31 protein-coding genes are annotated in these 24,689 nt (G+C 70.1%); 4 read left to right on the top strand and 27 right to left on the bottom strand.

The genetic code is table 11. The annotated features are described in order from the left end of the window. Positions 1-24: 24 nt before the first annotated feature. The 6 genes from ITJ66_RS04460 to ITJ66_RS04435 are packed head-to-tail and all read right to left on the bottom strand — an operon-like array spanning position 25 to position 5,233. The gene (locus ITJ66_RS04460) at positions 25-891 is read right to left on the bottom strand and encodes a prenyltransferase (RefSeq protein WP_064297137.1); all 867 of its coding nucleotides are present in this window, start codon (positions 889-891) and stop codon (positions 25-27) included. Further along, the gene (locus tag ITJ66_RS04455) at positions 888-1,268 is read right to left on the bottom strand and encodes a lycopene cyclase (RefSeq protein WP_194643701.1); all 381 of its coding nucleotides are present in this window, start codon (positions 1,266-1,268) and stop codon (positions 888-890) included. Before ITJ66_RS04455 ends, ITJ66_RS04460 begins: the two co-directional genes overlap by 4 nt. Beyond that, positions 1,265-1,618 (bottom strand): lycopene cyclase domain-containing protein, encoded by a 354-nt coding sequence (locus tag ITJ66_RS04450; protein WP_194643698.1) that lies wholly within the window; start codon positions 1,616-1,618, stop codon positions 1,265-1,267. The genes ITJ66_RS04455 and ITJ66_RS04450 overlap by 4 nt, the downstream gene beginning before the upstream one ends. Beyond that, positions 1,618-3,198, bottom strand: coding sequence for a phytoene desaturase family protein (gene crtI, locus ITJ66_RS04445; protein ID WP_194643696.1), 1,581 nt, complete (start codon positions 3,196-3,198; stop codon positions 1,618-1,620). The genes ITJ66_RS04450 and crtI overlap by 1 nt, the downstream gene beginning before the upstream one ends. Continuing rightward, a complete protein-coding gene (locus ITJ66_RS04440; protein WP_194643694.1) occupies positions 3,195-4,163 on the bottom strand; it encodes a squalene/phytoene synthase family protein in 969 nt (322 codons plus the stop codon). Before ITJ66_RS04440 ends, crtI begins: the two co-directional genes overlap by 4 nt. Next, positions 4,160-5,233 carry a polyprenyl synthetase family protein gene (locus tag ITJ66_RS04435; protein ID WP_079001229.1) on the bottom strand — a complete coding sequence of 358 codons (1,074 nt, stop codon included), beginning with the start codon at positions 5,231-5,233 and terminating at the stop codon, positions 4,160-4,162. The genes ITJ66_RS04440 and ITJ66_RS04435 overlap by 4 nt, the downstream gene beginning before the upstream one ends. An 85-nt stretch (positions 5,234-5,318) precedes the next feature. On the opposite strand from ITJ66_RS04435, the gene idi reads away from it, so the two are divergent. Continuing rightward, positions 5,319-5,864 (top strand): isopentenyl-diphosphate Delta-isomerase, encoded by a 546-nt coding sequence (idi, locus tag ITJ66_RS04430; RefSeq protein ID WP_079704925.1) that lies wholly within the window; start codon positions 5,319-5,321, stop codon positions 5,862-5,864. Positions 5,865-5,924: 60 nt separating this feature from the next. On the opposite strand, the gene ITJ66_RS04425 is transcribed toward idi, so the two are convergent. Then, the gene (locus ITJ66_RS04425; protein ID WP_191940384.1) at positions 5,925-6,362 is read right to left on the bottom strand and encodes a YdeI/OmpD-associated family protein; all 438 of its coding nucleotides are present in this window, start codon (positions 6,360-6,362) and stop codon (positions 5,925-5,927) included. After that, on the bottom strand, positions 6,359-7,309 hold the full coding sequence (locus ITJ66_RS04420) for an EamA family transporter (RefSeq protein WP_194643692.1): 951 nt from the start codon (positions 7,307-7,309) through the stop codon (positions 6,359-6,361). Before ITJ66_RS04420 ends, ITJ66_RS04425 begins: the two co-directional genes overlap by 4 nt. A gap of 45 nt (positions 7,310-7,354) precedes the next feature. Here ITJ66_RS04420 and ITJ66_RS04415 point away from each other — a divergent pair, with 45 nt between their 5' ends. Continuing rightward, entirely contained in the window at positions 7,355-7,840 is a 486-nt protein-coding gene (locus tag ITJ66_RS04415) for a MarR family winged helix-turn-helix transcriptional regulator (protein WP_137242426.1), read from the top strand. Between the two features lie 31 nt (positions 7,841-7,871). Here the strand turns inward: ITJ66_RS04415 and ITJ66_RS04410 are convergent, their stop codons facing one another. Further along, the gene (locus tag ITJ66_RS04410) at positions 7,872-8,399 is read right to left on the bottom strand and encodes a hypothetical protein (protein ID WP_137242427.1); all 528 of its coding nucleotides are present in this window, start codon (positions 8,397-8,399) and stop codon (positions 7,872-7,874) included. 63 nt (positions 8,400-8,462) lie between these two features. Next, positions 8,463-9,053, bottom strand: coding sequence for a dCTP deaminase (gene dcd, locus ITJ66_RS04405; RefSeq protein WP_056009122.1), 591 nt, complete (start codon positions 9,051-9,053; stop codon positions 8,463-8,465). Between the two features lie 137 nt (positions 9,054-9,190). Here dcd and ITJ66_RS04400 point away from each other — a divergent pair, with 137 nt between their 5' ends. Then, on the top strand, positions 9,191-9,940 hold the full coding sequence (locus ITJ66_RS04400; protein ID WP_194643690.1) for a type 1 glutamine amidotransferase: 750 nt from the start codon (positions 9,191-9,193) through the stop codon (positions 9,938-9,940). Positions 9,941-10,031: 91 nt separating this feature from the next. Here ITJ66_RS04400 and ITJ66_RS04395 read toward each other — a convergent pair whose 3' ends face one another. The 5 genes from ITJ66_RS04395 to hxlB all read right to left on the bottom strand — a co-directional run bounded on the left by ITJ66_RS04395 (position 10,032) and on the right by hxlB (position 13,945). Then, the gene (locus ITJ66_RS04395; protein WP_162852292.1) at positions 10,032-10,196 is read right to left on the bottom strand and encodes a hypothetical protein; all 165 of its coding nucleotides are present in this window, start codon (positions 10,194-10,196) and stop codon (positions 10,032-10,034) included. A 351-nt stretch (positions 10,197-10,547) separates the two neighbouring features. Then, positions 10,548-10,724, bottom strand: a complete 177-nt coding sequence (locus tag ITJ66_RS04390; protein WP_159453388.1) for a hypothetical protein — start codon at positions 10,722-10,724, stop codon at positions 10,548-10,550. A gap of 105 nt (positions 10,725-10,829) precedes the next feature. Then, positions 10,830-12,365 carry a carboxylesterase/lipase family protein gene (locus tag ITJ66_RS04385; RefSeq protein ID WP_194643688.1) on the bottom strand — a complete coding sequence of 512 codons (1,536 nt, stop codon included), beginning with the start codon at positions 12,363-12,365 and terminating at the stop codon, positions 10,830-10,832. A 271-nt stretch (positions 12,366-12,636) separates the two neighbouring features. Continuing rightward, positions 12,637-13,263 carry a 3-hexulose-6-phosphate synthase gene (hxlA, locus tag ITJ66_RS04380; protein ID WP_064297125.1) on the bottom strand — a complete coding sequence of 209 codons (627 nt, stop codon included), beginning with the start codon at positions 13,261-13,263 and terminating at the stop codon, positions 12,637-12,639. 70 nt (positions 13,264-13,333) lie between these two features. Continuing rightward, on the bottom strand, positions 13,334-13,945 hold the full coding sequence (gene hxlB / locus ITJ66_RS04375; RefSeq protein ID WP_194643687.1) for a 6-phospho-3-hexuloisomerase: 612 nt from the start codon (positions 13,943-13,945) through the stop codon (positions 13,334-13,336). A gap of 101 nt (positions 13,946-14,046) precedes the next feature. Between hxlB and ITJ66_RS04370 the strand changes: the two genes are divergently transcribed. Next, entirely contained in the window at positions 14,047-15,336 is a 1,290-nt protein-coding gene (locus ITJ66_RS04370; RefSeq protein WP_194643685.1) for a LuxR C-terminal-related transcriptional regulator, read from the top strand. Positions 15,337-15,359: 23 nt separating this feature from the next. On the opposite strand, the gene ITJ66_RS19730 is transcribed toward ITJ66_RS04370, so the two are convergent. The 12 genes from ITJ66_RS19730 to ITJ66_RS04310 form a co-directional block, all read right to left on the bottom strand. Beyond that, a complete protein-coding gene (locus ITJ66_RS19730) occupies positions 15,360-15,560 on the bottom strand; it encodes a hypothetical protein (RefSeq protein ID WP_228501474.1) in 201 nt (66 codons plus the stop codon). A gap of 341 nt (positions 15,561-15,901) precedes the next feature. Then, complete coding sequence (locus tag ITJ66_RS04360; RefSeq protein WP_194643682.1) at positions 15,902-16,495, bottom strand: short chain dehydrogenase; 594 nt, start codon at positions 16,493-16,495, stop codon at positions 15,902-15,904. Between the two features lie 38 nt (positions 16,496-16,533). Further along, on the bottom strand, positions 16,534-17,187 hold the full coding sequence (locus tag ITJ66_RS04355; protein ID WP_194643679.1) for a hypothetical protein: 654 nt from the start codon (positions 17,185-17,187) through the stop codon (positions 16,534-16,536). Further along, entirely contained in the window at positions 17,184-17,945 is a 762-nt protein-coding gene (locus tag ITJ66_RS04350; protein WP_194643677.1) for a hypothetical protein, read from the bottom strand. Before ITJ66_RS04350 ends, ITJ66_RS04355 begins: the two co-directional genes overlap by 4 nt. Further along, on the bottom strand, positions 17,942-18,319 hold the full coding sequence (locus ITJ66_RS04345) for a PadR family transcriptional regulator (protein ID WP_194643675.1): 378 nt from the start codon (positions 18,317-18,319) through the stop codon (positions 17,942-17,944). The genes ITJ66_RS04350 and ITJ66_RS04345 overlap by 4 nt, the downstream gene beginning before the upstream one ends. 69 nt (positions 18,320-18,388) lie before the next feature. Further along, entirely contained in the window at positions 18,389-19,000 is a 612-nt protein-coding gene (locus tag ITJ66_RS04340) for a DUF1349 domain-containing protein (RefSeq protein ID WP_194643673.1), read from the bottom strand. 85 nt (positions 19,001-19,085) lie between these two features. After that, positions 19,086-19,745, bottom strand: coding sequence for a YigZ family protein (locus ITJ66_RS04335; RefSeq protein WP_194643671.1), 660 nt, complete (start codon positions 19,743-19,745; stop codon positions 19,086-19,088). A gap of 43 nt (positions 19,746-19,788) precedes the next feature. Beyond that, a complete protein-coding gene (locus ITJ66_RS04330) occupies positions 19,789-20,667 on the bottom strand; it encodes a CPBP family intramembrane glutamic endopeptidase (RefSeq protein WP_194643668.1) in 879 nt (292 codons plus the stop codon). Between the two features lie 49 nt (positions 20,668-20,716). Beyond that, the gene (locus tag ITJ66_RS04325; RefSeq protein ID WP_194643666.1) at positions 20,717-21,418 is read right to left on the bottom strand and encodes a hypothetical protein; all 702 of its coding nucleotides are present in this window, start codon (positions 21,416-21,418) and stop codon (positions 20,717-20,719) included. Then, the gene (locus tag ITJ66_RS04320; RefSeq protein WP_137242439.1) at positions 21,415-22,377 is read right to left on the bottom strand and encodes a carbohydrate ABC transporter permease; all 963 of its coding nucleotides are present in this window, start codon (positions 22,375-22,377) and stop codon (positions 21,415-21,417) included. The genes ITJ66_RS04325 and ITJ66_RS04320 overlap by 4 nt, the downstream gene beginning before the upstream one ends. Further along, the gene (locus ITJ66_RS04315) at positions 22,377-23,285 is read right to left on the bottom strand and encodes a carbohydrate ABC transporter permease (RefSeq protein ID WP_124768540.1); all 909 of its coding nucleotides are present in this window, start codon (positions 23,283-23,285) and stop codon (positions 22,377-22,379) included. The genes ITJ66_RS04320 and ITJ66_RS04315 overlap by 1 nt, the downstream gene beginning before the upstream one ends. 96 nt (positions 23,286-23,381) lie before the next feature. Then, positions 23,382-24,650, bottom strand: a complete 1,269-nt coding sequence (locus ITJ66_RS04310; RefSeq protein WP_194643664.1) for an ABC transporter substrate-binding protein — start codon at positions 24,648-24,650, stop codon at positions 23,382-23,384. Positions 24,651-24,689 lie beyond the last annotated feature (39 nt).

The raw sequence follows: 24,689 nt of genomic DNA, 5'->3' as shown, positions 1-24,689 counted from the left end.
CTGAGACAGGGTCGCGGGTTCCGGTCAGGACGTCAGGAACCAGTACCAGATGATGAGCATCGTGATGAGGAAGCCCGTCAGGAAGTTGAGGCGGAGGAACCGCTTCCACCCCGCGTTGGCCCGCTCGGCGTCCTCCTCGCGGAGGTTCCAGAACGGCAGCACACTCGCGGCGTAGGGCAGCGCGAGCAGGCCGGCCAACGGGATGGGCCACGGGGTCACGAGCATCAGCGCACCGCCGGCCAGGTAGGCGACGAAGGCGAACCGGACGGTCGCCGCCGCACCGATGACCGTCGCGATCGAGCCGATCCCGCCCTCCCGGTCGGCGATGATGTCCTGCACCGCACCGAAGGCGTGGCTGGCGATCCCCCAGAGGAAGTAACCGACGAGCAGCGCCCAGAGCGCGGGGGTGAAGACCGCACCGGCAAGGACGAGGCCGTAGACCGCCGGGCTCACGAAGTGCGTGCTCGAGGTGAGCGAGTCGATGAACGGCCGCTCCTTGAACCGCAGGCCGGGTGCGCTGTACGCGATGAGCGCGAACACGCTGATCGCGAGGACGAGCCACGACAGCGGCGACCCGATGACGACGAGGTAGACGAGGAACGGGACGTTCGTCACGATCGCCGCGAAGATCGTCAACCGGTGCATCCGGCGGTCCAGGACCGCGCCCTCGACGCCGCCCTTGCGCGGGTTCCGCAGGTCGGACTCGTAGTCGAAGACGTCGTTGATGCCGTACATCGCGAGGTTGTACGGGATGAGGAAGTACAGCGTCCCGAGCCAGAAGGTGAGGTCGAGCTCGCGCGTGGTCAGCAGGTACGCCGCTGCGAACGGGTACGCGGTGTTGATCCACGACAGCGGTCGGGAGGACAGCACGAGCTGGCCGAGTCGGTTCATGCCGGGTCCTCCTGGGACGGGGATGGGGAGACGGGAGCTGGGGTTCGGCGCTCGAGGAGCACCCAGAGCGACGGGAGCAGGACGGCCGCGGCGATGGCGTAGGCGAAGTCCTCGAGCGGTGCGATGCCGATGAAGGCGCCGGAGATGAGTGCCGGGTCGTAGCCGACGAGCCCGATGCCGATCATGATGTTGTCGAACAGCGCGGTCATGAGCAGGAGGACGACGAGCCCACCGCCCACCGCGAGCAGCCAGGTGCCCGCCGTTAGACCGGTGGATCGCGGTCCGCTTGCACGACGTCGATCGAGCCGCACGACCGCGAGCAGCGCGACGACCGCCACGACGGCGAGGAACGATGCGTTGAGGGCCCAGTAGGTCATCGTCCGCTCACCTCGGCGGCGCCGGTCGTCCGGCGGGACACCCGGCCGAGCGTGTGTCGCGCCGCGCCGAACAGGTTCATCGTGAGGTAGCAGAGCAGCGTCAGGAAGAAGACCTCCTCGATCGGCAGCTCGGGCGCGACCTGCAGCCCGGTCATGAAGGAGGTCTCACCGCGGAAGAAGATACCGGTGCCGATACCGAGCAGGTCCCACACGAGGAAGAACACGACGCCGATCGGCAGGATGATCGCGGCCCGCCGTCGGTCGGCCCAGAAGAACAGCCGGAACCGCCGGTCGAGCGTGACCATCCCGGTGATCGAGACGAGCAGCGCCAACAGGTACAGCAGACCCATCAGCCGGTCGCCTCGGCGCGCGCGCGCAACGGCTCCGCCATCGGGCCGGTGGTGATGTCGCCGCGCATGCGCTTCACGACGAGCTCCGCGCTGATGAGGCACATCGGCAGGCCGATGCCCGGGATGGTCGAGCCACCCGTGTAGAACAGGCCGTCGACCTTCTTGCTGACGTTGCCGCTCCGGAACATCGCGCTCTGCGAGAGGATGTGCGCCGGCCCGAGGGCGGTGCCCTTCCAGACGTTGAGGTCGGTCACGAAGTCGGCTGGTCCGACGTCGCGACGCACCACGATGCGCTCGGCGAGGTCGGGGACACCGGCCCACTCGGCGATCTGCGCGATGGCGGCGTCACCGATCTCCGCGACCCGGGCGTCTCCCCCGCCACCGATGGACGGATCGGCCGGGACCGGCACCAGGATGAACAGGTTCTCGTGGCCGTCGGGTGCGACGCCGGCATCGGTCGCGCTCGGGCGGCAGACGTACAGCGACGCGGGGTCGGGCACGCTCGTCTCCTCACCGAAGATGCGGCCGAAGTTGTCGCGCCAGTCGGCCGTGAAGAACAGGCTGTGGTGCAGCAGTTCCGGCAGCTCACCGCGGACGCCGAGCATGACGAGCACGGCTCCGGGACCGGCGGTGCGCTTCTCCCAGTACTCGGCCGGGTAGGTCTGGAGTTCGCGGGGAAGCAGCGTCGTCTCGGTGTGGTGCAGGTCGGCGGCGGACACGACCCGGTCGGCGCGGAGCAGCTGCCGACGACCGTCTGCGTCGAGGTAGTTGACGCCGTCGACCCTGGCGCGGCGGCCGGCGGGCATCGTGGTGATGCCGGTGACCTCGGCGCCCGTGATGATCTCCACACCCTCGGCGCGGGCGAGCTCGGCGATCGTCTCGATGATCCGCGAGAAGCCGCCCTGCGGGTAGAGCACGCCGTCCTCGAGGTCGAGGTAGCTCATGAGGTGGTACATGCTCGGCGCCTCGAAGGGCGAGGAGCCGAGGAACACAGCCGGGTAGCCGAGGATCTGCCGCAACCGGACGTCGGAGACGGTGCGTGCGGCCAGGGTGTCGAGGTCCTCCGTGAGGAGCTTCGCGAGCTTCGGCATCCGGGCGAGGACCTCACGGCTCGCGAGCGTCCGGTACGACTCGAACGTCGTGTACAGGAAGCTCCGGATGGCGATCTCGTACGTCTCCTTCGCGCTGCGGAGGTACTCGTCCATCTTCGCGCCGGCACCGGGCTCGACCGACTCGAACAGGGCGAGGTTGCCGGCCCGGTCGGCGGCGAGGTCGAGGTGCCCGCCGCGGCCCTCCGAGTAGACGCGGTAGGCCGGGTCGAGTCGTCCGAGGTCGAGCTGCTCTGCCGCGGAGGTGCCGAGGAGCCGGTAGAAGTGGTCGAAGACCTCCGGCATGAGGTACCAGCTCGGGCCGGTGTCGAAGGTGAAGCCGTCCTGCTCCCAGGTGCCGGCGCGGCCGCCGAGCACCTCGCGTCGTTCGAGCAGCGTGACCCGCTGGCCGTCGCGGGCGAGGAGGGCTGCGGTGGCGAGACCGCTGATGCCGCCGCCGATGACGACGGTCCGGCTGTGGGAGGTGGTCATGACTGCGAACTCTCGTCGATCGTCGGGATGGAGGCGGTGGTGCCGGTCGTGGCCGGTGTGCGACCGGCGAGCGCGCCGGCGGCGATGCGGAGCTTGACCGGGTCGGGCACCCGGACACGCGTGCGGACGAGCGCCGAGGCCGGCGTCGTCCGGATGCGTCGGGCGAGTTCCGAGAAGAGCTCCTGGGCGAGGGCGACCGCGCGACGGCTCGACTTCGGAAGCTGCCCGAGGACCGCTGCCGAGCGGTCGAGATCGGCTTCGATGTCGTCGAGCAGGCTGTGCTTCTGCGCCTCGGTGAGCTCGTCGACGGCGACCCCGGGGAAGTAGCTGCGCCCGAGCTCGTCGTGGTCGGCCGAGAGGTCGCGGAGGAAGTTGACCTTCTGGAAGGCGGCACCGAGACTCCTGGCGCCGACGACGAACGCGGCGCGCTGGGCGTCGTCGACGTCGTGGCCGCGCAGGAAGATCCGCAGACACATGAGCCCGACGACCTCGGCGGAGCCGTACACGTAGTCGCGGAACGTCTCCGGGGTGTGGACGGTGCGCGAGAGGTCCGCGCGCATGGACGCGAAGAACGGACGGGTGAGGTCGGTCTCGATGCCCGCGGACCGCGCCGAGATGGCGAAGGCGTGGACGACGAGGTTGCTGCTGTACCCCGTCTCCATCGCGTCCTCGGTGTCCTGCTCGAGGGCGTCGAGCATGCGGAGGACCCGCTCGGGGTCGAGCCCGGCTGCCGCGGCCACGCCGTCGACGATCTCGTCGGCGATGCGCACGAGCGCGTACACGTTCTCGACGTCCTGGCGGATGTCGCCACCCAGCAGCCTGGCCGCCAGTCCGAAGGACGTGGAGTACCGACGGATGACGATGCTCGCGGTCTCCTGGGCTACCCGGTCGTAGAGCTGTCGTGCGTCGCCGACCGCCGAGGCGTCGTCGGCCGGTCGCCCGATCCCGTCCCCTGCTGCGGTCATCGCGACCGCTCGAGCACGGTGGCGACGATGGGGCGGAGCTCGTCGCGGAGCTGCGCCGGGATGCTCGGCGAGGCCAGCTGCTCCCAGGCGCGGTTGGCGTAGTCACCGGCGAGCAGGGTCGCGTGCTGGCGGGCGCCCGTCGTCGTGAGGACGTCGCGCAGGACGGCGGCACCCTCCTCGTCGAGGTCCGGGTCGCCGAAGAGGTGCTCGACGGCGTGCCACTCGGGCTGCTCCGCTGCGAACGCCACCATGACCGTCAACTTGCCCTCGCGGAGGTCGCCGATCGTCGTCTTGCCGGTCGTCTTCGAGTCGCCGAAGACGCCGAGGACGTCGTCGATGATCTGGTAGGCGATGCCGATCTGCTGTCCGAAGGCCCCGAGCGCGTCGATCGTCGCCTCCGGAGCACCGGCCAGGACGCCGCCCGACTGCAGTGGCGCCTCGAACGAGTAGTAGGCGGTCTTCAGGCGCTCCATGCGGATGATGTCGTCGACCGTCGGGACGACGCCGCCGACCGTGAAGTCGACGTCGGCGAGCTCACCGGCTGCCGAAGCGGAGATGGCGTCGTCGAGGATCTCGCGCAGGCGGGTGCGGACCGAGTCGGCGCTCCCGGCGCGGTCGATCAGACGGTAGGACGCGGACAGGGCGAGGTCGCCCGCGATGACGGCGACGGACATGCCGCGGTGCTCAGCGAGCGGCAGCGGGATGCCCGCGGTCTGCGCGATGTCGCGGTAGCTGCCGGAGACGTTGGGGCTGCCGCGCCGGACGAAGTCGCGGTCGATCACGTCATCGTGGACGATCAGCGCGGTGTGCAGGAGCTCGTAGGCGGCGGCGACGTGGGCGGCCGCGACGATGTCCTCGCCACCCAGCGCCTCGTACGCCGTCATGACCATCCGAGGACGGAACCGCTTGCCGCCGGCCATGCTACGTTCGATGGTCTCCCAGAGCCGCAGGTAGCCGGCGCCGCCGAACGACACCGCCTGCGTCTTCGCCAGTTCGAGGAAACGCTCGAGGGCATCCTCGACCTGATGCTGTTGTCGATAGGGCACGTCGACGACGTGGTGGGTCTCCATATCACGAGGCTACTTCACGGAGCGGTGAGATTAGTACGCTAGCTGTCCATTCGCGTTCGCCCCGATCGTCGGGGAGAATGGACGTATGTCGGTACCCGAAGAACTCGTCGTCCTGCTCGCCGAGGACGGCACCCGCATCGGCACCACGCCGAAGGCGACCGTCCACACGCTGGAGACGCCACTCCACCTCGCGTTCTCCTGCCACGTCATCGGGCCCGACGGACGCATCCTCGTGACCCGGCGCGCGCTCTCGAAGCTCACGTGGCCGGGCGTCTGGACGAACTCGTTCTGCGGACACCCCGGCCCGGACGAGGACAGCGTGGACGCCGTGCTGCGTCGGGCGAGCGCCGAGCTGGGCCTGCCGATCTCCGCGCCGGAACTGGTGCTGCCCGACTTCCGGTATCGCGCCGTCGACGCCTCGGGCGTGGTCGAGTACGAGATCTGCCCGGTCTACGTCGCCTACACGGACGCGACGCCCGAGCCGAACCCCGACGAGGTCATGGAGTGGGCCTGGGCCGAGCCCGAATCGCTCCTGGCGTCCGTCGAGCAGGCGCCCTTCGCGTTCAGCCCCTGGCTGACGCTCCAGCTGCCGCTCGTCGTGCCGCTGCTCGCGGAGTCCGCGGCCCGCTGAGGCGCCCGGATCTGCGCGGATCGAGCCGGTTTCCGAACAGATTCAGGCGACTGAGCGAGGTCAGGCTCCGCGGAGCGCTTCGACGGCCGCGGCGATCCGCTTGTCGCGCGTCGCATCCGTCTTCGCCAACGCGACCGGCTCGGCCAGCGCGCGCTGTCGGCTGAACGACAGGGCTCCGTAGGCGGCGAGCGCCGGCTCGTCTCCCGCGAGCGCCGTCTCGAGCTCGGGCGGCAACGGGAACACGCGCGGTGCGTCGTCGACCTCGAGGTCCACGTCGACCTCGTCGCCTCCCGCGACCCCGGCGGCGGCGCGGTTGGCGGCGCTCAACGCGATCAGGTACCGGCCGCCCATCGGGGTGATGGTGCTGCGGTACGTGGTCGCACCGACGGTGACGACGACGGGCACGCGCTTGCCACGATCCAGGCCCTCGACGACGGCGTCGGGGACGAGGATGCCGGTGTTGTTGCCCTGGAGTTCGATGACGGTGCTGAATCTCATGCGCTCAGTATGGCCCGGGGTCGCCTCGCGGTGAAGACCAGGATGAGGGAGCCGGCGACGACCGCGATCCCGAGCACTTGTCCGAGGCTCAGCGCCTCGCCGAGGACCACGAGGCCTGCCAGCACGGCGACGACGGGACTCAGGAGGCCGAGGAACGACACGGACCCGACGGGCAGCGCTGCGATGCCACGGAACCACAGGGCGTACGCGAGGGCCGTGCCGACGAGGGAGAGGTAGCCGTACCCGCCGATCGCCGCTGCGTCCGGCGCGTCCGACGGAAGTCCCTCGACGAGGAGCAGCACCGGCACGAGGACGAGACCGCCGGCGACGAGCTGCCAGGCGGTCAGCGCGAGGCCGGAGACCGGTGCGCCGCTGCCGGCGTTCGGGTCGAGGTCCGGGCTCGTGCGCCGGCGTGCGCCGATCCGGCGGCCGACCTCCGGTCTCCCCCACCGCTTGCTCAGCACCGATCCGAGCGACATCGAGACCGCCCCCGCGAGTGCGGCGACGACGCCGACCGCGTCGAGACGCGCGTCGGCCTGCAGCACGATGAGGGCGACGCCCAGCACCCCGGCGAACCCGGCGACGACGCGACGTACGGTCAACGCCTCCCCCACCAGCAGGCTCGCGAGCACGGCGACGAGCACGGGCCCGATCGCCCCCATGGTCGCGGCGACCCCGCCGGGCAGTCGGTAGGCGGCGAGGAAGAGGAACGCGAAGAAGGCACCGATGTTGAGCGTGCCGAGCACGAGCGACCGCCACCACCAGCCACCGACCGGCAGGGTTCGCGTGATCGCGAGGAGCAGGAGGCCCGCAGGCAGCGCCCGGAGCACGGCTGCCAGCAGCGGTCGTCCCGGCGGGAGCAGTTCGCTCGTGACGAGGTAGGTCGTCCCCCAGCTGATCGGGGCGATGGCGGTGAGGGCGGTGATATGGAGTCGATTGCTAAGCACTGAGCAATAATAGCTCAGCACTAAGCGAATTGCTACGCTGGCTGCATGAGCACGCGCGTCGACGACATCCTGGGCCAGTGGCGGACCGAGCGACCCGATCTCGACGTCTCGCCCATGGCCGTCATCGGACGACTGTCGCGAGCAGCGACGGCGGTCGACGCACGCCTCTCCTCGACCTTCGCCGAGCACGGTCTCGACAGCGCCTCGTTCGATGTGCTCGCCACCCTGCTCCGCGCCGGCTCACCGCACGAGCTCGCGCCGAAGGACCTCGCCCATTGGTCGATGGTGACGTCGAGTGCGATCGCCCAGCGCGTGAACAAGCTCGTCGAGCGCGGTCTCGTGACGCGCCGCCCGAGCGAGCAGGACGGTCGCGGGACGGTCGTCGCCCTCACCCCGGCCGGCAAGCGCCTCGTCGAAGCGGCCCTGCCCGATCATCTCGCCGCCGAGGAGCGTGTCCTCGACGGCTTCTCCACGGCCGAGCGCGAGCAGCTGGCGTCGTTCCTGGAGCGCCTGGCGCGCACCGACCCCTGAGTGTCGCGGTGGAGGGTGGAGACGGATCCGCTCAGGCGATGCGGCGACCCTCGTTGTGCTCCTGCAGCCACCAGGTCGCGCCCTCGTCGTCGGACACCCAGCTCTCCCAGGTGTACGAGTCCTCGGTGATGCCGCTGAAGTTCCACCGGATGAGCTTGTCGTCGTTCCGTGTGCCGTCCTGGCGGATGCCGTCGGCGCGGTGCGGCGTCGCGACGAGCTGGCAGAACTCGCCGCGCCGCGGCTCGACGTAGTTCACGCGCCAGGCACCCATCAACCGGTCGTAGACGCGGAGAGCCGTGCTGACCGTCTCCCAGCCCGACGGTTCCGCGTCGTTCGCGACGAGCTGGACGTCCTGCACGGCGCGCCCCTCGAGGATGTACGACACGATCCAGCGGAAGTCGGACTCGACCCACTCGCCACTCTCGTCGTCGAGGCGCTTCGAGTGGACGTCCCAGGATCCGACGAACTGCCCGAACCGGACCATGCGACGCGGGTAGAGCGGCGTCGGCCCGTCGGCGGTGATCGCGCGGGCGAAGTCGGGTCGCTCTGACGTGCTCATGGCGGGGCCTTTCTGCTGGTCCACCTGCTCGCCCGTCGTCGGGACGCCCGCCTCAGTCCTGCGTCAGCGCTGCGTCTCGCCGACGTCGGTCCGGTGGAAGTTCTGGAAGGAACGGGAGGCGGTGGGTCCACGCTGTCCCTGATACCTGGAACTGTACTCGCTCGACCCGTACGGGCGCTCGGCCGGTGACGTGAGCCGGAAGAAGCACATCTGACCGATCTTCATCCCCGGCCAGAGCTTGATCGGCAGCGTCGCGACGTTGCTGAGCTCGAGGGTGACGTGGCCCGTGAAGCCCGGGTCGATGAAACCGGCGGTGGAGTGCGTGAGCAGCCCGAGACGACCGAGCGAGCTCTTGCCCTCGAGGCGCGCGGCGACGTCGTCCGGGAGGGAGACCCGCTCGTACGTGGACCCCAGGACGAACTCGCCGGGGTGCAGGATGAACGGCTCGTTCGGGAGCGTCTCGATGAGGCGCGTCAGCTCCGGCTGATCCTCCGCGGGATCGATGAAGGGGTACTTGTGGTTGTCGAAGAGGCGGAAGAAACGATCGAGGCGGACGTCGATGGACGACGGCTGGATCATCTCCGGCGAGTAGGGGTCGAGCGCGATGCGGGAGGCGTCGAGTTCGGCTTTGATGTCACGGTCCGAGAGCAGCACGGTGACAGTGTATCGGCCGGGAGCCCGAAGCCTCGGGCCGGTGACGACGCCCGGATTCGCTACGATGCTCGCACGGTGACGACCTCCGCGACCCGGCGGAGACGGGTCGCGCCGCCCCAGCGACCTGGAGGCCTCCGATGACCAGACCGCACGTCCTCATCCTGCAGCACGTCCCCTGGGAGCGACCGGCGGTGCTCGGGGAGGTGCTGACGGCGTCGGGGATCGGTTGGACGCTCGACACCATCGTCGAGCGTCGTGAGCTGCCGCCGGCGCGCGAGATCACCGGGTTCGACGGGCTCGTCCTCCTCGGCGGCCCGATGGGCGCGCTCGACGTGGAGGAGCACCCGGGTCTCGGGCTCGAAGCGCAGCTCGTGCGCGATGCGGCGGTGCTCGGCATCCCGGTGTTCGGGGTCTGTCTCGGGCATCAGCTCATCGCGACGGCCCTCGGAGCCACGCTTCACTCGGCGGCCGCGCATGAAGTGGGTGTCGGCGACGTCGAGCTCCTGACCGAGAGCGAACTCGGCATGCGTGGCGAGCGACTGCCGGTGCTGCACTGGCATGGCGACGTCGTCGAGGCTCCATATGGCGCGACGGTCCTCGCATCGTCGCCGTCGACGCCGAACCAGGCGTTCCGGATCGACGACCGGGTCTTCGCGACGCAGTTCCACCTCGAGGTCGACCCGCCGATGCTCGACCGGTGGCTCGCGGAACCGCTCATGCTCCGCGATCTGCCGTTCATCGCCGGGACCGCGGAGGAGGCGGCCGACCGGCTGCGGTCCGAGGTCGCCGCGGTGGCGGGGCCGATGCGCGAGGCCGGGGAGCGGTTGTTCGGGGCCTTCGCCGACGCGGTGCTCCGTCGGACGAGCGTCGACCCGTCCCTGCGGTAGGACTCGGATCGCGCCCCGGACACACCACCCCGGACACAGCGAAGCGGCCGGCCCCCGGAGGGACCGACCGCTTCGTGAACTCGAGTTCGAGTTAGAGGGCCTTGCGACCCGTGATCGTCCTGATCAAGAACGCGATGATCGCGATCGCGAGCAGCACGAGGCCGACCCACAGCAGGAAGTTGAGGGACTGGACGAACCCACCGGTGATGGCGAGAACGATGGCAACGACGATGACGATGATGAGCAGGATGTTCATGGTGAAGCTCCTTTCGCAGAACTCCGTCCACCGTATGGGGGCCTGACCATTCCGTCGCGGGGGTTGACATCGCCGGAAGTCGTTCCGCTACGCGCGCGGAGCGCCCCCGCGTTGCACGCCTCCACCCTCCTGCGTTTCGGCCTGCGCCAGCGCGGTGCGCTGACGCCAGCGCGGGCCACGCGCGTGAGCGCGGGTCTCCGGAGGGTCGCGCTCACGCGCGTGCGCCGCAGTCAGGCCTGATCCCAGGGGCTCGGACCAGCGCACCGCGCTGGCACCGATTCGGTACAGCTCGGTCGGCAGCACCGCGCTGACCAGGGATTCCCGAGCTGCGGGTCGCCCCGGCGAGCTCCGCTAGAGGAGCCCCGGCTGGTCCGCGGGGTCGCCGTCACCGGGCTCGGAGCCCGGGTCGTCGACCGTCGGCGCCGCCATCGGGTCGTCGCTCTCCGGCGCGTTGTCGGGCAGCGCTCGGGAGATCGCCTCCTGCGCGTCGCCGATCGGGTCGTCCATCTCGTCTCGTGGGTCGCTCATGCTGATTTCCTTTCCTCGTGTCCCGACGGTAACGCGGGACGCCTCACAGCCACACCCCCTGGCAGAACGGCCCGGTTCGTCCTACGAGCAGAGTGCCCGGGCCCGTCAGACCGGTGTCGATGACGTCGTCGACGCCGCTTCCGCGAGTCGCTTCGCCGCTGCGAGCACGCGTGCACTCGCGAACGGCTCGACCGTCGGCGCCCCGGCCGCGTCGAACACCTCGATCCCGGAGGCGTCGCGGTCGGACCGCGACCAGCCCGGCGACCCGTCTCGGACGAACGCCACGACCGCGCCGTGGATCCGATCCGCGAGCTCTTGCGGCGCATGCGGGCCCGCCACCCGGGTGACGTCCGGGTCGTCGAGCACGTCGAAGATGAACGGAACGTCGAGGCAGTGCTCCGCGATCCCGCTCACCGCCGAGCGCCACACGAAGTCGGAGACCCAGGTCTCGGCGTCGTCCCGCAGCGTCAGCCAGCGGATGACGCGTTCCCGGAACATGACGTCGCTCACGAAGCGCCCCGCGACGAGTCCCGTGCGTTCGCCGGGCTGGGTCGCGACGTATGCCTCGGCGAGCGGTTCCGGCACGCCCATCAGTTCCAGGGCTCGCGTCGGCGCCACGGCGTCGAAGTCGTCGAGTCGACCGGTGAAGAACCCGGCGAACTCCTCTCGGGTCGCGCTGACGAGCAAGGGCTTGTCCGCGCCTCGTCCCGCGGCCATGCCGGCTTCGACGGTGTCGACGACCAGCTCGCCGTCGACGACCGGGCCGAGGCCGAGGCGGCCGTTCATCGTCGTCATCCCGCGGAGTACGGACTCCGGGTCGGTCGCACCGCCGGGGACGAGTTCGAACCGCTGGGCCTCGATCAGCGTCGCCTCCGGGACGCTCGCGAAACCGGCCAGGGTCGCGGGCACCCCGAGGTGCTCGGCGAGTCGCGCGGTCAGGGCCTGAGCCTCGACGAGCGGCACGTCGCCGGGGACTCCGGACACGGAGATCGCCCGCTGGAACAGGTGTTGCGCGGACGGGACCGTGAGCAGGGTCATGACGGACCCGCCGCCCGCGGACTGGCCGGCGATCGTGACCCGCTGCGGGTCGCCGCCGAACGCCGCGATGTTGTCGCGCACCCACTCGAGCGCGAGGATCCAGTCGAGGACGCCGCGGTTGGCGGGAGCGTCGGGCAGCCAGCCGAACCCGTCGAAGCCGAGGCGGTAGGACACCGAGACCGTGACGACGCCGTCGCGGTTGAATGCCCTGCCGTCGTACCAGGGGCTCGCCGGCGACCCGGCGATGAAGCCGCCGCCGTGGATCCAGACGAGGACGGGTAGACCGGCACTGTCTGCGGCGGGTGTCGGGTCGGGCGTGAAGACGTTGACGTTGAGCGTCGAGTCGCCGGGGATCGACGGTTCCGGGATCGTCGTGATCTCGGCCATGGCCTTCCGCTGCGGTGTCGCGCCGTAGGCGGTCGCGTCGAGGAGGCCGTCCCAGGGGGCCTTGGGCTCGGGGGCCTGGAATCGTCTCGCTCCGGTCGGCGGCTCGGCGAACGGGATGCCGAGGAAGGCGACCGATCCGTCGGCGCGGCGCGTCCCGCGGACGGCTCCCGAGGTCGTCTGTGCGGTGGGCTGCTCTGGGCTGGAATCGGTCGTCATCGGCGGATCCTCCGGGTACTCGGCCGCGCGCTCATCCGACGAGCGTCGCGTGGTGACCCGCCCAGTATGCCGCGTCACCCCCCGAATCCCGTCCGATGTTCGGGCTTCACCCAGCCGACCCACCCGATGCGCCAGCGCGGTGCGCTGACCCGAGCGCGCCCCGGACACGTGAGCGCGGGTCTCTGGAGACCCGCGCTCACGTCCGATGCACCGCGCTCACGTCAGCGCACCGCGCTGGCCAACCCGACGGGTGCGGGGTTGGCCAGCGGGGTTACGCGACGATTGCCGCGCGGAGGGCTGCCGCGGAGGCCGCCGGGTCGTCGGCCGAGTAGATCGCACCGCCGGCGACGGCGACCTGCGCGCCCGCCTGCTGCACCGACGCGATCGTCGACACGTTCACGCCACCGGCGACCGAGAACGGCACGGCGGCAGCTTCACCGTCGGACAGGAGCGTCTGGAAGGTGAATCCTTCCTCCGCCTGCTCGTCGAGACCGGCGTGCATCTCGACGAATGCGGCACCGAGAGCGGTGACCTCCTTCGCGCGCTGCACCTTGTCGGCAACCCCGATGAGGTCGACGACGACGGACTTCCCGTGCGCCTTCGCGGCCTTCACGGCGCCGACGATGGTGCTGTCACCGGCCGTCCCGAGGACGGTGACGATGTCCGCACCGGCGGAGAAGGCGATGTCGGCTTCGAGCTCGCCGGCGTCCATGGTCTTGAGGTCGGCGAACACGATCTTGTCGGGGTGGGCGTCCTTGACCGCGGTGACGGCACGCAGGCCCTCGCTCTTGATGAGGGGCGTGCCGAGCTCGAGGATGTCGACGTAGGGCGCGACCTTTCCGGCGAGTTCGAGGGCTGCCTCGGTGGTGAGGACGTCCATGGCTACCTGGAGCTTCATGTGGTGCTGCTTTCTGTCGTGATGGGATGCGTCCGACGTCTGCCGGGCGCGTAGGAAGGGATCGGGGCGACTATTCGAGGTTCGCGTGGCGCGGCCACAGCTCCTCCGCGCTGACATCGGCGGACTGCCAGAGCGCGTGGAAGAACGCGTCGCCGAGCAGCATGACCGCCTGCTCGAAGAGGCTCCCCGAGTACTGCACGGAACGCGTGCCGCCGTGGTCGGTCTTCTGCGCGGCGGGGACGACGATCGTCTCGGCGGCCAGCTCGGCGAGCGGGGATCCGGGGTCGGTCGTGATGGCGATCACCTGGGCCCCGACGGAGACGGCCGTGTCCGCGGCACGCACCACACCCGTCGTCGTACCGGAGCCGCTGGCGACGAGCAGGACGTCACCCGAGGTGATGGCGGGCGTCGTCGTCTCGCCGACGACGTGCACGGTGAGCCCGAGGTGCATGAGGCGCATGGCGGTCATCCGGAGTGGGAGACCGGAACGACCGGCACCGGACACGAACACGCGGTCCGCCGTTCGCAGGCGGTCGAGTGCGCCGGCGAAGGGAGCCGGATCGGCCTCCAGCAGGCTCGACACGGTGCGATGCAGCTCGGCGTCGATCGCGATGAGCGCTCCCTGGACCGTCGAGGTCGCAGGCGTCGCCGACGTGGATGGAGGGACGGAGGGGTTCGACATCCCTCCATCCTGGGCGTGATCGGGTAGGTACACCGCTGCTCGCCCGAACGGTTCCACCTACCCGAACGGGTGGGTATGGGCCGATGGGATAGGGTGCGGACATGATCGAACGCGCTGTCACCTACCCGGTCGAGCTGCTCGACGGCCTGGCCTCCGTCGCATCCAGCTCGCTGTTGCGCATCGCCGGTGCGTTCCGGGAGGTCCTCGAGCCGGTCGTCGCCCATTCCGCGCTCGTGATCTTCACCGAGGACTGCACCGGCCGCCCCCGGAAGAAGGCCGGCGACCCGGCGATCGTCGAGGGCGTCACGATCGCCGAGCTCGACGCGGTCCGACAGCGCACCCCGCGCGGCCCGGTCACCACGGTGACCGCTGATGCCGGACCACACGCCGACCGGCCGACGTCAGCGGTGATCGCAGGAGCGGAACGTCCGATCGCGGCCTGGCTGGCCGACACCGGCGCCCTCCTCGTCCTGACCGACCCGCAGGGACCGATCGACGACCGCCTCGTCGGCGCCCTCTGGGAGGTCGTCGCGGCCGGTATCCGACAGCAGGTCGCGACGGCAGCCCCCGACTACCTCCGCGACTCGCGGGCCGCGTCGAGCGAGCGGGCCGGCGCGATCGCGGAACTCACCGACGCCCATGCGACGACGCTGGAGTCGATCCTCGCCGTCACCCGGTCGCGCCAGACGTCGGCGGAGGACGCCCGTGCAGCGGTGACCGAGATCGCCTCGGCCGCCATGGTCGAGCTGCGGGCGGTGTCCGACCGCGACCGCCAACTGGCCGAGGAACCGGTCGCGCGCGCCTTCGCCAGACTCCGCGAGGACCTCCGCCCGCTGGCCCGCTTCGGCGGCCCCGAGGTCCAGTTCATCGAGCCGCCCGTCGACGGTCGGGCCCTGCCCGGCGAGGTGGCGCATGCGGGACGGGCGATCGTCCGCGGCACGGTCCTCGCGCTCGTCGAGCAGTCCTCGGTCGGGCGGGTCCGGGTGCAGTGGGACTGCGACGGCAGCAACCTGCTCATCGGCATCCGCGACGACGGCCCCGGCGAGTTGACCGTCGACACCCCGAGCGTGCAGCAGCTCGGCGCTCGCGTCGCGGCACTCCGCGGCCGTCTCGATGTCCAGGCGACGCCCGGGTGGGGCTCGGAGCTGCACGTGACGCTGCCGCTCGACCCGCCGCCCGCGACGCAGACCCGCGCAGACTCGGCCGCCGCGCTGACCGAGCGCGAATGGAGCGTGGCCGAGCTAGCCGCCGGAGGAGCACGGAACCGGGCGATCGCCGAGACCCTCACCATCAGCGAGAACACCGTCAAGTTCCACATCGCGAACGTCCTGCGGAAGCTCGGCGTCGCGAGCCGTGTCGAGCTGGCAGCCGCCTTGGCTGCCAGCCGCTGATCCCCTCCGGGCTCCGCCGCCGCCTACCGCTTCGAGCTCGTGCGGCCCCGGTCGCGATCCCGGTCGCCGAACCGTCGCGTGATGAGCGCCCACCCGAGGATCCAGCTCCCGAGCGCCGTGACCAGCCACACCACCAGCGGTGCGAGCACCCAGGCCAGGACACCGCGGATGTGGAGGCCGCCGGGGAGGATCGACGCGACGAAGAGCGACACGAGCGTCGTCACGAGTCCGATGCCGCCGAGGATCGCCGAGGATCGCCGAAGCGTAGCGCCGCGCGAGGCGGAGGATGAACGGCCCGAGGACGCCCTGCGCGATCGTGAAGACGACGACGGCGATGATGAAGCCGCCGAGCGACAGACGGACGCCGGGCACGACCCAGTCGGCGACGAGCAGCCCGATCGCCGAGGACAGCAGACTGACGGCGATGCTCAGCAGGAAGCGGGTCATGTGCCGACCATAGCGCTGGGGTGTCGGCCGCGTCGAGCGCGCGACCGAGGGGAGGCGGATCGTCGCCTGGCGGACGGCCGGACGACGACATGCCTCCCCTCGGGAGCGCCGGGACGGCTCAGTCGAGCGCGAGTACCCGACCGGTGCCGACACCCTCGACGGCACGGACGAATGCGAGGCCGACCACGTCGGACGCGACGGGCGGGAAGCCCGGGAACGCGTCGTGGTACCCGGTTGCCTCGGCCAGCACCGTGGGGCTGACGGCGTTGATGCGGATGCCGCGCGGGAGTTCCGGGGCGGCACCGATCACGAAGGACTCGACCGCTCCGTTGGCCATCGAGGCCGCAGCGCCCGTCGCGATCGGCTCGCGGGCGAGGATGCCCGTCGTGAGCGTGAAGGAGCCACCGTCGCGGACGAACGGGGTCCCGATCCGCACGACGTCGAGTTGGCTGAGCACCTTGCCGAGGAAGGCCGCACGGTAGTCGTCGCGCGTCAACTCCTCGACGGGCTTGAACGGGACCGATCCGACGGCGACGATCACCGCGTCGACCTCGCCCACCTCGGCGAACAGCGCCTCGACCGACGCCTCGTCGGTGGTGTCGACGGCAGGCGCCGTCGAGCGCGACACCGCGATCACCTCGTGACGTTCCGCGAGGGCGTCCTGCGCCGCTCGTCCGACATGTCCACTCGCACCGATCAACAGGATTCTCATGCGGGCGACGCTAGCACCGGCGTCGGACGCCGGCTCCGTCAGTTGGCGTCGTCCATCCCGGTGACGTGGACGGCGTAGCCGTGGCACCCTGCACGAGTCCAGTCGTAGGCGTCGCCGAGCGGGGTGTCGCCGTACTCCGCCAACTCGGCCGCCGGGCCGTCCTCCGAGAGGACCATCGTTGGCCGTTCTGGGTCGAGCAGCGCACGATTGTTCGTCCACGCGTACCAGAATCCCTGATCAGCCATGCACTTCGCGATGATCTGCTGCTGTGCCTCCCAGATCCCGTTGTTCGCCTCACCCCAATCGTTGGTCGGCGGGATCACGATGGACGCCGGGTCGGTGGTCGCGTCGTACCAGCCCTCCGGCGTCTGCGAGTAGTCGACGCCGGCCGCCGGCGAGACGGGTTCGCCAGCGCCCGGCGTCGCTGTGGGATCCGCGGGCACCACGGGTTCGACGGGCGGGAGTTCGTCGAGCGAGGCCGCGGCTTCGATGACCGCTTCGAGGGACCGAGCGTCGTCAGCGGCCGCCTGGGCGTTCGACACCCCGATGAACACGCCGCCCGCTGCCACCGCGAGCACCCCGCTCATCGCGATGCCGAGCCCGATCCGTCGACGGAGCATTCCGGGACTCCGGCGGACGGGTGCCGCCTCCTGCGCCGCGTCCGTCCCGTCGTGGATCTCGTTCCCGCTCATACCGTCTCCCCCTGCATCGACGCCGCTGCGTCCCGTTCCGTCGTTCGGCGACCCCCCGGCCACCACCACACCGCGGCTCCGATGAACCCGAGCGCCGCACCCACGCCGATCGCCACGCTCATCACCCACCACGGTTCGAGCCCGGCCCCGTGCGAGCTCAGGCGGGACACGATGAGCACGCCGGTCGCGCTGACGCGGTACATGATGTCGCCCGCGAGCACGCCGATGAGGACCGCTGCGGGCGCCAGGAGCCCCGCGCCGAGCCATCGACTGCGTCGCCGCAACGACAGCACGAGCCCGACCATGCCCAGGACCGAGGCGATCGCCACACCGACCACACCCGCCGGCACCTCGACGACGTCGCCGATGACGAGCGCACGGAGGATGCGGACGAGGAGGAACAGTGCCGCTCCGGTGACCAGGACGCCGCCCGTGACCACGAGGGCTGCGAGGACGTCGCCGGCCCGCCGCATGCCGAGCGGCATCGGATCGACGCCGCGTCCCGCGCGCAACTGCCCGGAGCGCCACGAGAGGTCGTGCGGGATCCCACGGATGGCCCGCAGCATGATGTCACGCCGGAGCCGTTGCGGCGTGACGCCCGCCTCCTGGGCCCAGACGGCGTGCTCGTGCAGGTCGGATGCGATCTCGTCGCGCCGCTCCCCGGCGACGTCGGGCGAGAGGTCGCGGGTGTACCACCCGCACCAGTTCAGGACCCGGTGGGCGGCCGTGCGGTACTCCGGCGTCCGGATGGCGGTCACGCGATCGCCCCCTGCGTCCACGCCGCACCCGCCGGCCTCGCCACGGCGGCCTGCTCTCCGGCGATCCTCGCGTGCTCCCGATCCCGGGCCGTCGCGCCTTCACCGGTGATCCGGTACAGCCGCCGGCGGGGGCGACCCTCCGCCTCCGCGACCTCCGGGTCCTCCCAGGTCGCCTCGATCAGGCCGGCGTCCGCCATTCGCGACAAGGCTTTGTAGAGCGTCCCGTGGGCGGTGAGGGCGGCGTCCCCGGCTTCGGCGAGCTGCTTGGCGAGGGCGAACCCGTAGAAGCTCCCCTCGGTCGACTGCAAGACGGTGCCGACGTCGAGGATGTCGAGCTCGAGCGGGAAGAGCGTGCCGGGTCGTCTGCGTGCCATGGAGCCACTATAGGAAGATAGGTTCCGATACGTCAACTCCGGATCCGCGGACGCACCGGTCGAGGACGACTAGCTCCCGTCGCGGAGGTCCGTCGGGGGTGCTGCTCCGAACGCGATCTCGTCGAACCGCGCCTCACAGGGTGGACCGAGCGGCGCCTGCGAGAGGAAGCCGATGCGCACCGGGGCGTCGCTGTGCAGACGGAAGACCCGGACGAAGTCCCACGTGACACCGTCGGTCGAGCTGTGGAACGCCCATGCCTCGCCGAGACGACTGACGCGCATCCACACGTGGTCGGCCGTGACGTGCGTCGAGTTCACGTCGTCCGACCAGGTGTTCGTCACGACGCTCACCACCATCGCCTGCCCCTGCGGCGACTGCTCGAAGCAGAGCTTGGCCCAGTGCTCGTCGTCGATCCAGAGTGCGAGGGCACCGGCGTCGAAGGTGCTGCGCTCGCCCACGACCGCGACCCGTGCCGAGAGCGTGAAGTGGTCGGGTGCGTCGAAGGCGAGCGCCGTGGCACGCAACTCACGCGGCCCACCGAGCGAGCTGTTGCTCCAGTCGACGCCGGCGGAGGAGGTGAGGGTGAGCGCTCCGGCATCGGCGTCGAACGATGCGATTCCGGGGGTCGAGGTCCAGGCGAGGTCGGGAAGCCCGTCGATGCGGGTCACGTCGGTGTGCATGACCCGACCCTATCGGGACCGCACGTTCCCCTGAGTCGCGCGGATCTGCTCAGCATCCGGCTGATTCCGCGCAGATCCGGGCAGCTCAGCGAGGCGCCGGGACGTCGACGACGCGTTCCTCCCCGACGGCCACGGCGAGCGAACCGTTGGAGGCCGACGCCACGTCGGCCTGGAGCCGCTCCAGCTCCGCCGGCGGGACCCACAGTTCCAGCTCCGCCCGCGCCCCGTAGGTCTGATCGCCGAGCGTCGCGCCGTGGCTACCGGCCCAATCGCGCAGCAGGTTGTCGTACCGCCCGGCGTCGGCGTGCGGGACGACGAGGGTCGCGCGGGTCAGCGTCTCACGGCGCACGAGCGCGGCGAGGTCGAGCGTCTCGGAGGCCGCGGACGAGTACGCACGGACGAGCCCGCCCGCCCCGAGCTTGACGCCGCCGAAGTACCGCGTGACGACGACGACCACGTCGGTCAGCTCGCGCCGCCGGATGACCTCGAGGATCGGCATCCCCGCCGTGCCGGACGGTTCACCGTCGTCGGACGAGCGGGCCTGGTCGCCGAGCAGCCCGGTGACCATCGCGACGCAGTGGTGTCGTGCGTCCCACGTCTGCTTCTTCACCCGCGCGATGACCGCTTCGGCGTCCTCCGGGGAGGCGACCGGATGCGCCAGGCCGAGGAAGCGCGACTTCTTGATCACGAGTTCGTGCTCGACCGGCGCGGCGATCGTCGCCGGGTACTGCCGCGCGGTGGTCATCCGTCCGAGCGTACTCGGCCACTGCGCTGGAGGGGCCGGCCGGCTACGGACGCAGCACGTCGTCGGCCGGGTGGGCCTGCACGTGCCCACGGACGACGATCAAGCCGATCACGGCCACGAGCATGATGAGCAGGTTGGCCGGACCGGCGATCGCCAGGAACACGCTCTGACCGGCGGCGGCTCCCGCGTGGTCGATCCCACCGGTCGAGAGGAAGAGCGTCGGGTCGTAGAGTCCGTGGATCAGGATCGGCCAGATGAGGTTGCCGGTCACCCGGAGCGTCAGGTACATGCACACGCCGAATCCGAAGGTGTAGACGACGGTCACGAGCACGGTCGTGACCGGTTGGCCCGACAGGAGGTTGGACGCGTGCAGCAGCGCGAAGACCAGCGAGGAGATCACCATCACGATCCACTCCGAACCTCCGGCGTCGCGCAGCATCTTCACGACCAGACCGCGGGTCAGGATCTCCTCGGCGAACCCGATGAACACGCCGGACAGCATCGCGACCACGACCACGGAACCCTCGTAGCTCCCGTAGTCGATGCCGAGCAACCGCAGGACGACTGCGGCGAGGATCACGATCGGAGCAGCCCACATCCACCAGCGTCCGCGGATCGGCTGCTTCGCGAAGAGCTCCCGGAACCAGCCGACCGAGAGCACGAAGCCGGCCAGAAGGACGGAGCCGATGATGAGCGGCAGCATGAGCCCGAAGAACACGCTCTGCGGGGTCGCGAAGAGGTCCTCGCCGATCTGCGAGCCGAAGAGCTGACCGACGACCCAGCCGGCCCCGAGGTAGAGGGCGAGGTAGACGATGGCCAGCAGGAATGCCCGGCCGATACCGCCCTTCGCCCAGAAGTCGCGCCATCCGCTGGTGGTGAGTGTCCGCTGACCTCTGTGCCCGTGACCTCTGTGCTCGCCCATGCGTCGATCCAACCACTCAACGGGCCCGAGCGTCGGACAATCCGGGAGGTCAGTCGGCGAGCGCCGCCGCGGCGTTGCTCCAGACCGCGTAGAGGACGAAACCGCCGAGGGCGAGGAGCCCGAGCACCGGTTGAGCGAGGACGATGACCGCCCAGGCGGCCAGGAGGACAAGCGAGAGCAGCGAGGTGCCTGGCCGACGGACGGTCCGGACGAGCCCGCCGAGCAGCTGTGCCCGGAACCGCAGGCCCGGAGCGGCCGCCAGCCCGGCGAACACGCCGAAGGCTGCGACGACCGCGAGCAGCAGCACGACGACGAGCAGCGGCCCGAGCAGCATCGCGAACGGCGTCCCCCACACGGCGACGATGTCGATCACGACGACGAAGGTGAGCGCGCACACGAGCGACCACACGGCGAGCGCCGGTCGCCACGTCCGCAGGAGGCCGATCCCGACCTCCCGCAGCGGCCCGGCATCGGCGGCGTCGCGCGACCGCTGGAACGACCAGCAGCCGGCGGCGAAGGCGGGGCCGAGCGGGAGCGAGCACAGTAGCAGGAACGGCCAGCTCGTGAGCGGCTCGGCGACGAGGACGATCGCGGCCGCCAGCGGGAGCGCGCCGATCCCGACGCCGACGCCGACCATGAGGGATCGGCACACGACGCCGAACACCGACTCGAAGGTCTCCCGGCGCGGCTGCAGCAGTCCGCGCACGCCGCCGGCACGGCTGTCCGCCCGCCGCTCGGTCACCGCGGTCATCCCTTCATCCCGCTCGTCGCGATGCCCTGGATGAAGTAGCGCTGGCCGAGGAGGAAGATCAGCACGATAGGGATGACGGAGACGACGGACCCGGCCATGATGAGCGCGTACTCGGCGTCGTACTGCCCGACGAAGGAGCGCAGACCGAGCTGCACGGTCCAGAGGTCGTTGCTCGTCAGGTAGATGAACGGACCCATGTAGTCGTTCCAGGTGGAGACGAAGGTCAGCAGCGCGAGACTCGCGAGCGCCGGCTTCGTGAGCGGCAGGATGATCCGCCACCAGATCGCGTACTCGTTGAGGCCGTCGATGCGGGCGGCCTCGCTCAGTTCGTCGGGGATGGTCAGGTAGTACTGCCGCATGAGGAACACGCCGAAGGCGCCGAACGCCTGCAGCAGGATGATCGAGAGGTGCGTGTTCACGAGGCCGGCGTTCTGCATCATGATGTACTGCGGGATCATGTAGGCCTGCCACGGCACGGCGATCGTCGCGATGTAGGCCACGAACAGGACGTCACGTCCCTTGAAGTGCATCTTCGAGAAGCCGTAGGCGGCGAAGCTCCCGGTGAGCACCTGCAGGATCGTGATCGTGACCGACAGGAACAGGGAGTTCTTGAGGTAGGTCAGCATCGGGATGCGGGTCCAGATGTCGACGTAGTTCTGCCAGACGAACTCGGTGGGGATCCACTGGACGGGGATCGAGAACACCTCGTTGTTCTGTTTGAGCGACGACGAGACCATCCAGAAGAACGGGACGAAGATGATCGCGGTCAGCACGGTGAGCATCACGTAGATGAGCACGCGGCGCAGCGGCGAGATCGGACCGTGGCGGCGCACCCGGGTGCGCTTGCCTCCGGCCCCGGGGAGCACGGGCGGGGTGATGGCGTCGGTGACCTCGGCGATCGCGACCTCCGCCGACGACGGGACCGTGGACGAGGCACGCGTGGTGGCGCTGGTCGACATCAGCGTTCCTTCCTCTGCTGCAGCTTGAACTGGACGACGGTGAAGACGAGCACGATGACGAACAGCACGAGCGAGATCGCCGAGGAGTAGCCGAAGCGGTTCTCGGTGATGCCCTCGCGGTAGATGAGCTGCGAGAGGACGAGCGTGGACCGGCCGGGCCCGCCTCCCGTCATGACGACGATGAGGTCGAACACCTTGAAGCTCGCGATCGTCACCATGATGAGGACGAAGAACGTCGTCGGACGGAGCGACGGGATCGTGATGTTCCAGAACCGCTGCCAGGCGTTCGCACCGTCGACCTCGGCGGCCTCGTAGTACTCCTGCGGGATCGCTTGGAGCCCCGCGAGGTAGAGCACCATGTAGTAGCCCATGTCGCGCCACACGCTCGTGATGATCACGGCCGGCATCGCCCACGCGGAGCTCGTCGTCCAGCCGGGCGGGTCGGCGACACCGATGAGCTCGAGGAACTGGTTGATCGGGCCGGCGGTGGGGTTGAAGAGCATGTTCCACACGACGGCGACGGCGACGAGCGAGGTGATGTACGGGAAGAACATCGCGGTGCGGAAGAAGCCGAGGCCGCGGAGCTTGCGGTTGAGGAGCAGTGCCAGGCCGAGCGACGCGAGGATCGTGAGCGGGATGTGGCCGGCCGCGTAGTAGGCGGTGTTGCCGAGCGCGATCCAGAAGGACTCGTCACGCATCATGCGGGCGAAGTTGGCGAACCCGACCCACTCGGGCGGCGAGTACGAGTCCCACTTCATGAACGCGATGACGAACGCCGCGCACATCGGGATGAGGGTCAGGAGCGCGAAGCCGATGAAGTTCGGCAGGATGAAGCTCCAGCCGACGAGCGCATTCCTGCGGACGCGGCTGCTGGAGCGGGTGCGTTGCGGTGGGGCTGCGATCGCCATGACGAGCCTTTCGAGGACGGTGGTGCGGGGTCGGTGGGGACGCGCCGGGCGGACGCGGGGATCGCGGGGCCGAGCGTGCCGGCCCCGCGATCGCGACTAGTCGACGAGGACGTCGTTCTTGACGCGGTCCTGCATCTTCGTGATGGCGTCGTCGACGTCCGACTCGCCGACCATGATGAGGTCGTGCTCCTCGTCGAGGATGGAGCTGACGTCGGAGGAGTACTCGCTCACCGGCATCTCGAGGACGACGTCCTTCGGCTCCTGGAACGCCTTGACCGAGAGGTCGTCGGTCGGGAGGGCCGTGAACGCCGCGGTGACGTCGTCGGACTGGTACGCGGGGACGACCCCGATCGCGGCGATGGCCTTCGCGCCGGCCTCGCTCGCGGCGAACTCGAGGAAGGTCTTCGCGGCGGCCTGGTGCGTGGAGTTCTTGTTGACGGCGAACGCGGTCGGCGAGCCGAAGGTCACCGTCTCCCCACCGGCCTTGAGCTGCGGCATCTGCGCGACACCCCAGTCGACGTCGGTCGCGCCCGTCTCGATCGACTGCGCGATGCCTGCGATGTACCAGGTGCCCATCGGCATCATCGCGGCCTTGCCGGTCTCGAACATGGTGCGGTAGCTGATCTGCTGGGTCTTCGCCGTGCCGTAGTCGAGCGCGTAGCCCTGCTCCTGCAGGTCGAGGGTGAGGTCGTACTGGTCCTGCATGAAGCCGTAGTCGCCGCTGATCAGGTCGCCGCCGGTCTGGGCTGCGGCGATCGACTGGACGACGGAGCGCCAGTAGTGGTTGTACGTGCCGTAGACCTTGGAGTCGCCGTCGCCCGAGGTGAGCTTCGCCGCGATGTCCGCGTACTCGTCCCAGGTGAGGTTGTCGGGGTGCTCGATGCCGGCCGCGTCGAAGATGGCCTTGTTGTAGTACAGCAGCCAGAAGTCCTGTCGGTACGGCGCCGCGTAGTAGGTGTCGTCGAGGGCGAACGGCTCGATCCCGGCGAGCTTGTCCGCGCCGATGTCGTCGACGACGTCGCCCACATCGACGAGCTGGCCACGGTTCGCGTAGCGCGCGTAGTCGGTCACGTTCTTCATGGTGAGGACGTCGGTCTTGTCGCCGCCCGCGAGCATCGTCGTGACCTTGTCCGAGTAGTCGTCGGCGAGGATGTCGACGGGCTCGATCGTGATGTCGGGGTGCTCGGCCTCGAAGGCGTCGAAGAGCGCCTTGAACTCGGGCGTCTGATCGTAGTTCCAGACGGAGACGCTGAGCGTGACGGGTCCGTCCTCGTCCTGCTGGGCGGAGCCGGCACCCGAGCAGCCGGTGAGGGCGAGGCCGGCTACTGCGGCGATCGCGGAGATGGTCAGGATGGGTCGCTTCATTGCGGATGCTCCTCGGTGAGTAGTGGTGCTGTCGGTGGT

Source organism: Plantibacter sp. VKM Ac-2885 (assembly GCF_015351205.1).
GTDB lineage: Bacteria > Actinomycetota > Actinomycetes > Actinomycetales > Microbacteriaceae > Plantibacter > Plantibacter auratus.
This window is presented reverse-complemented; position numbering and strand designations above follow the sequence as displayed.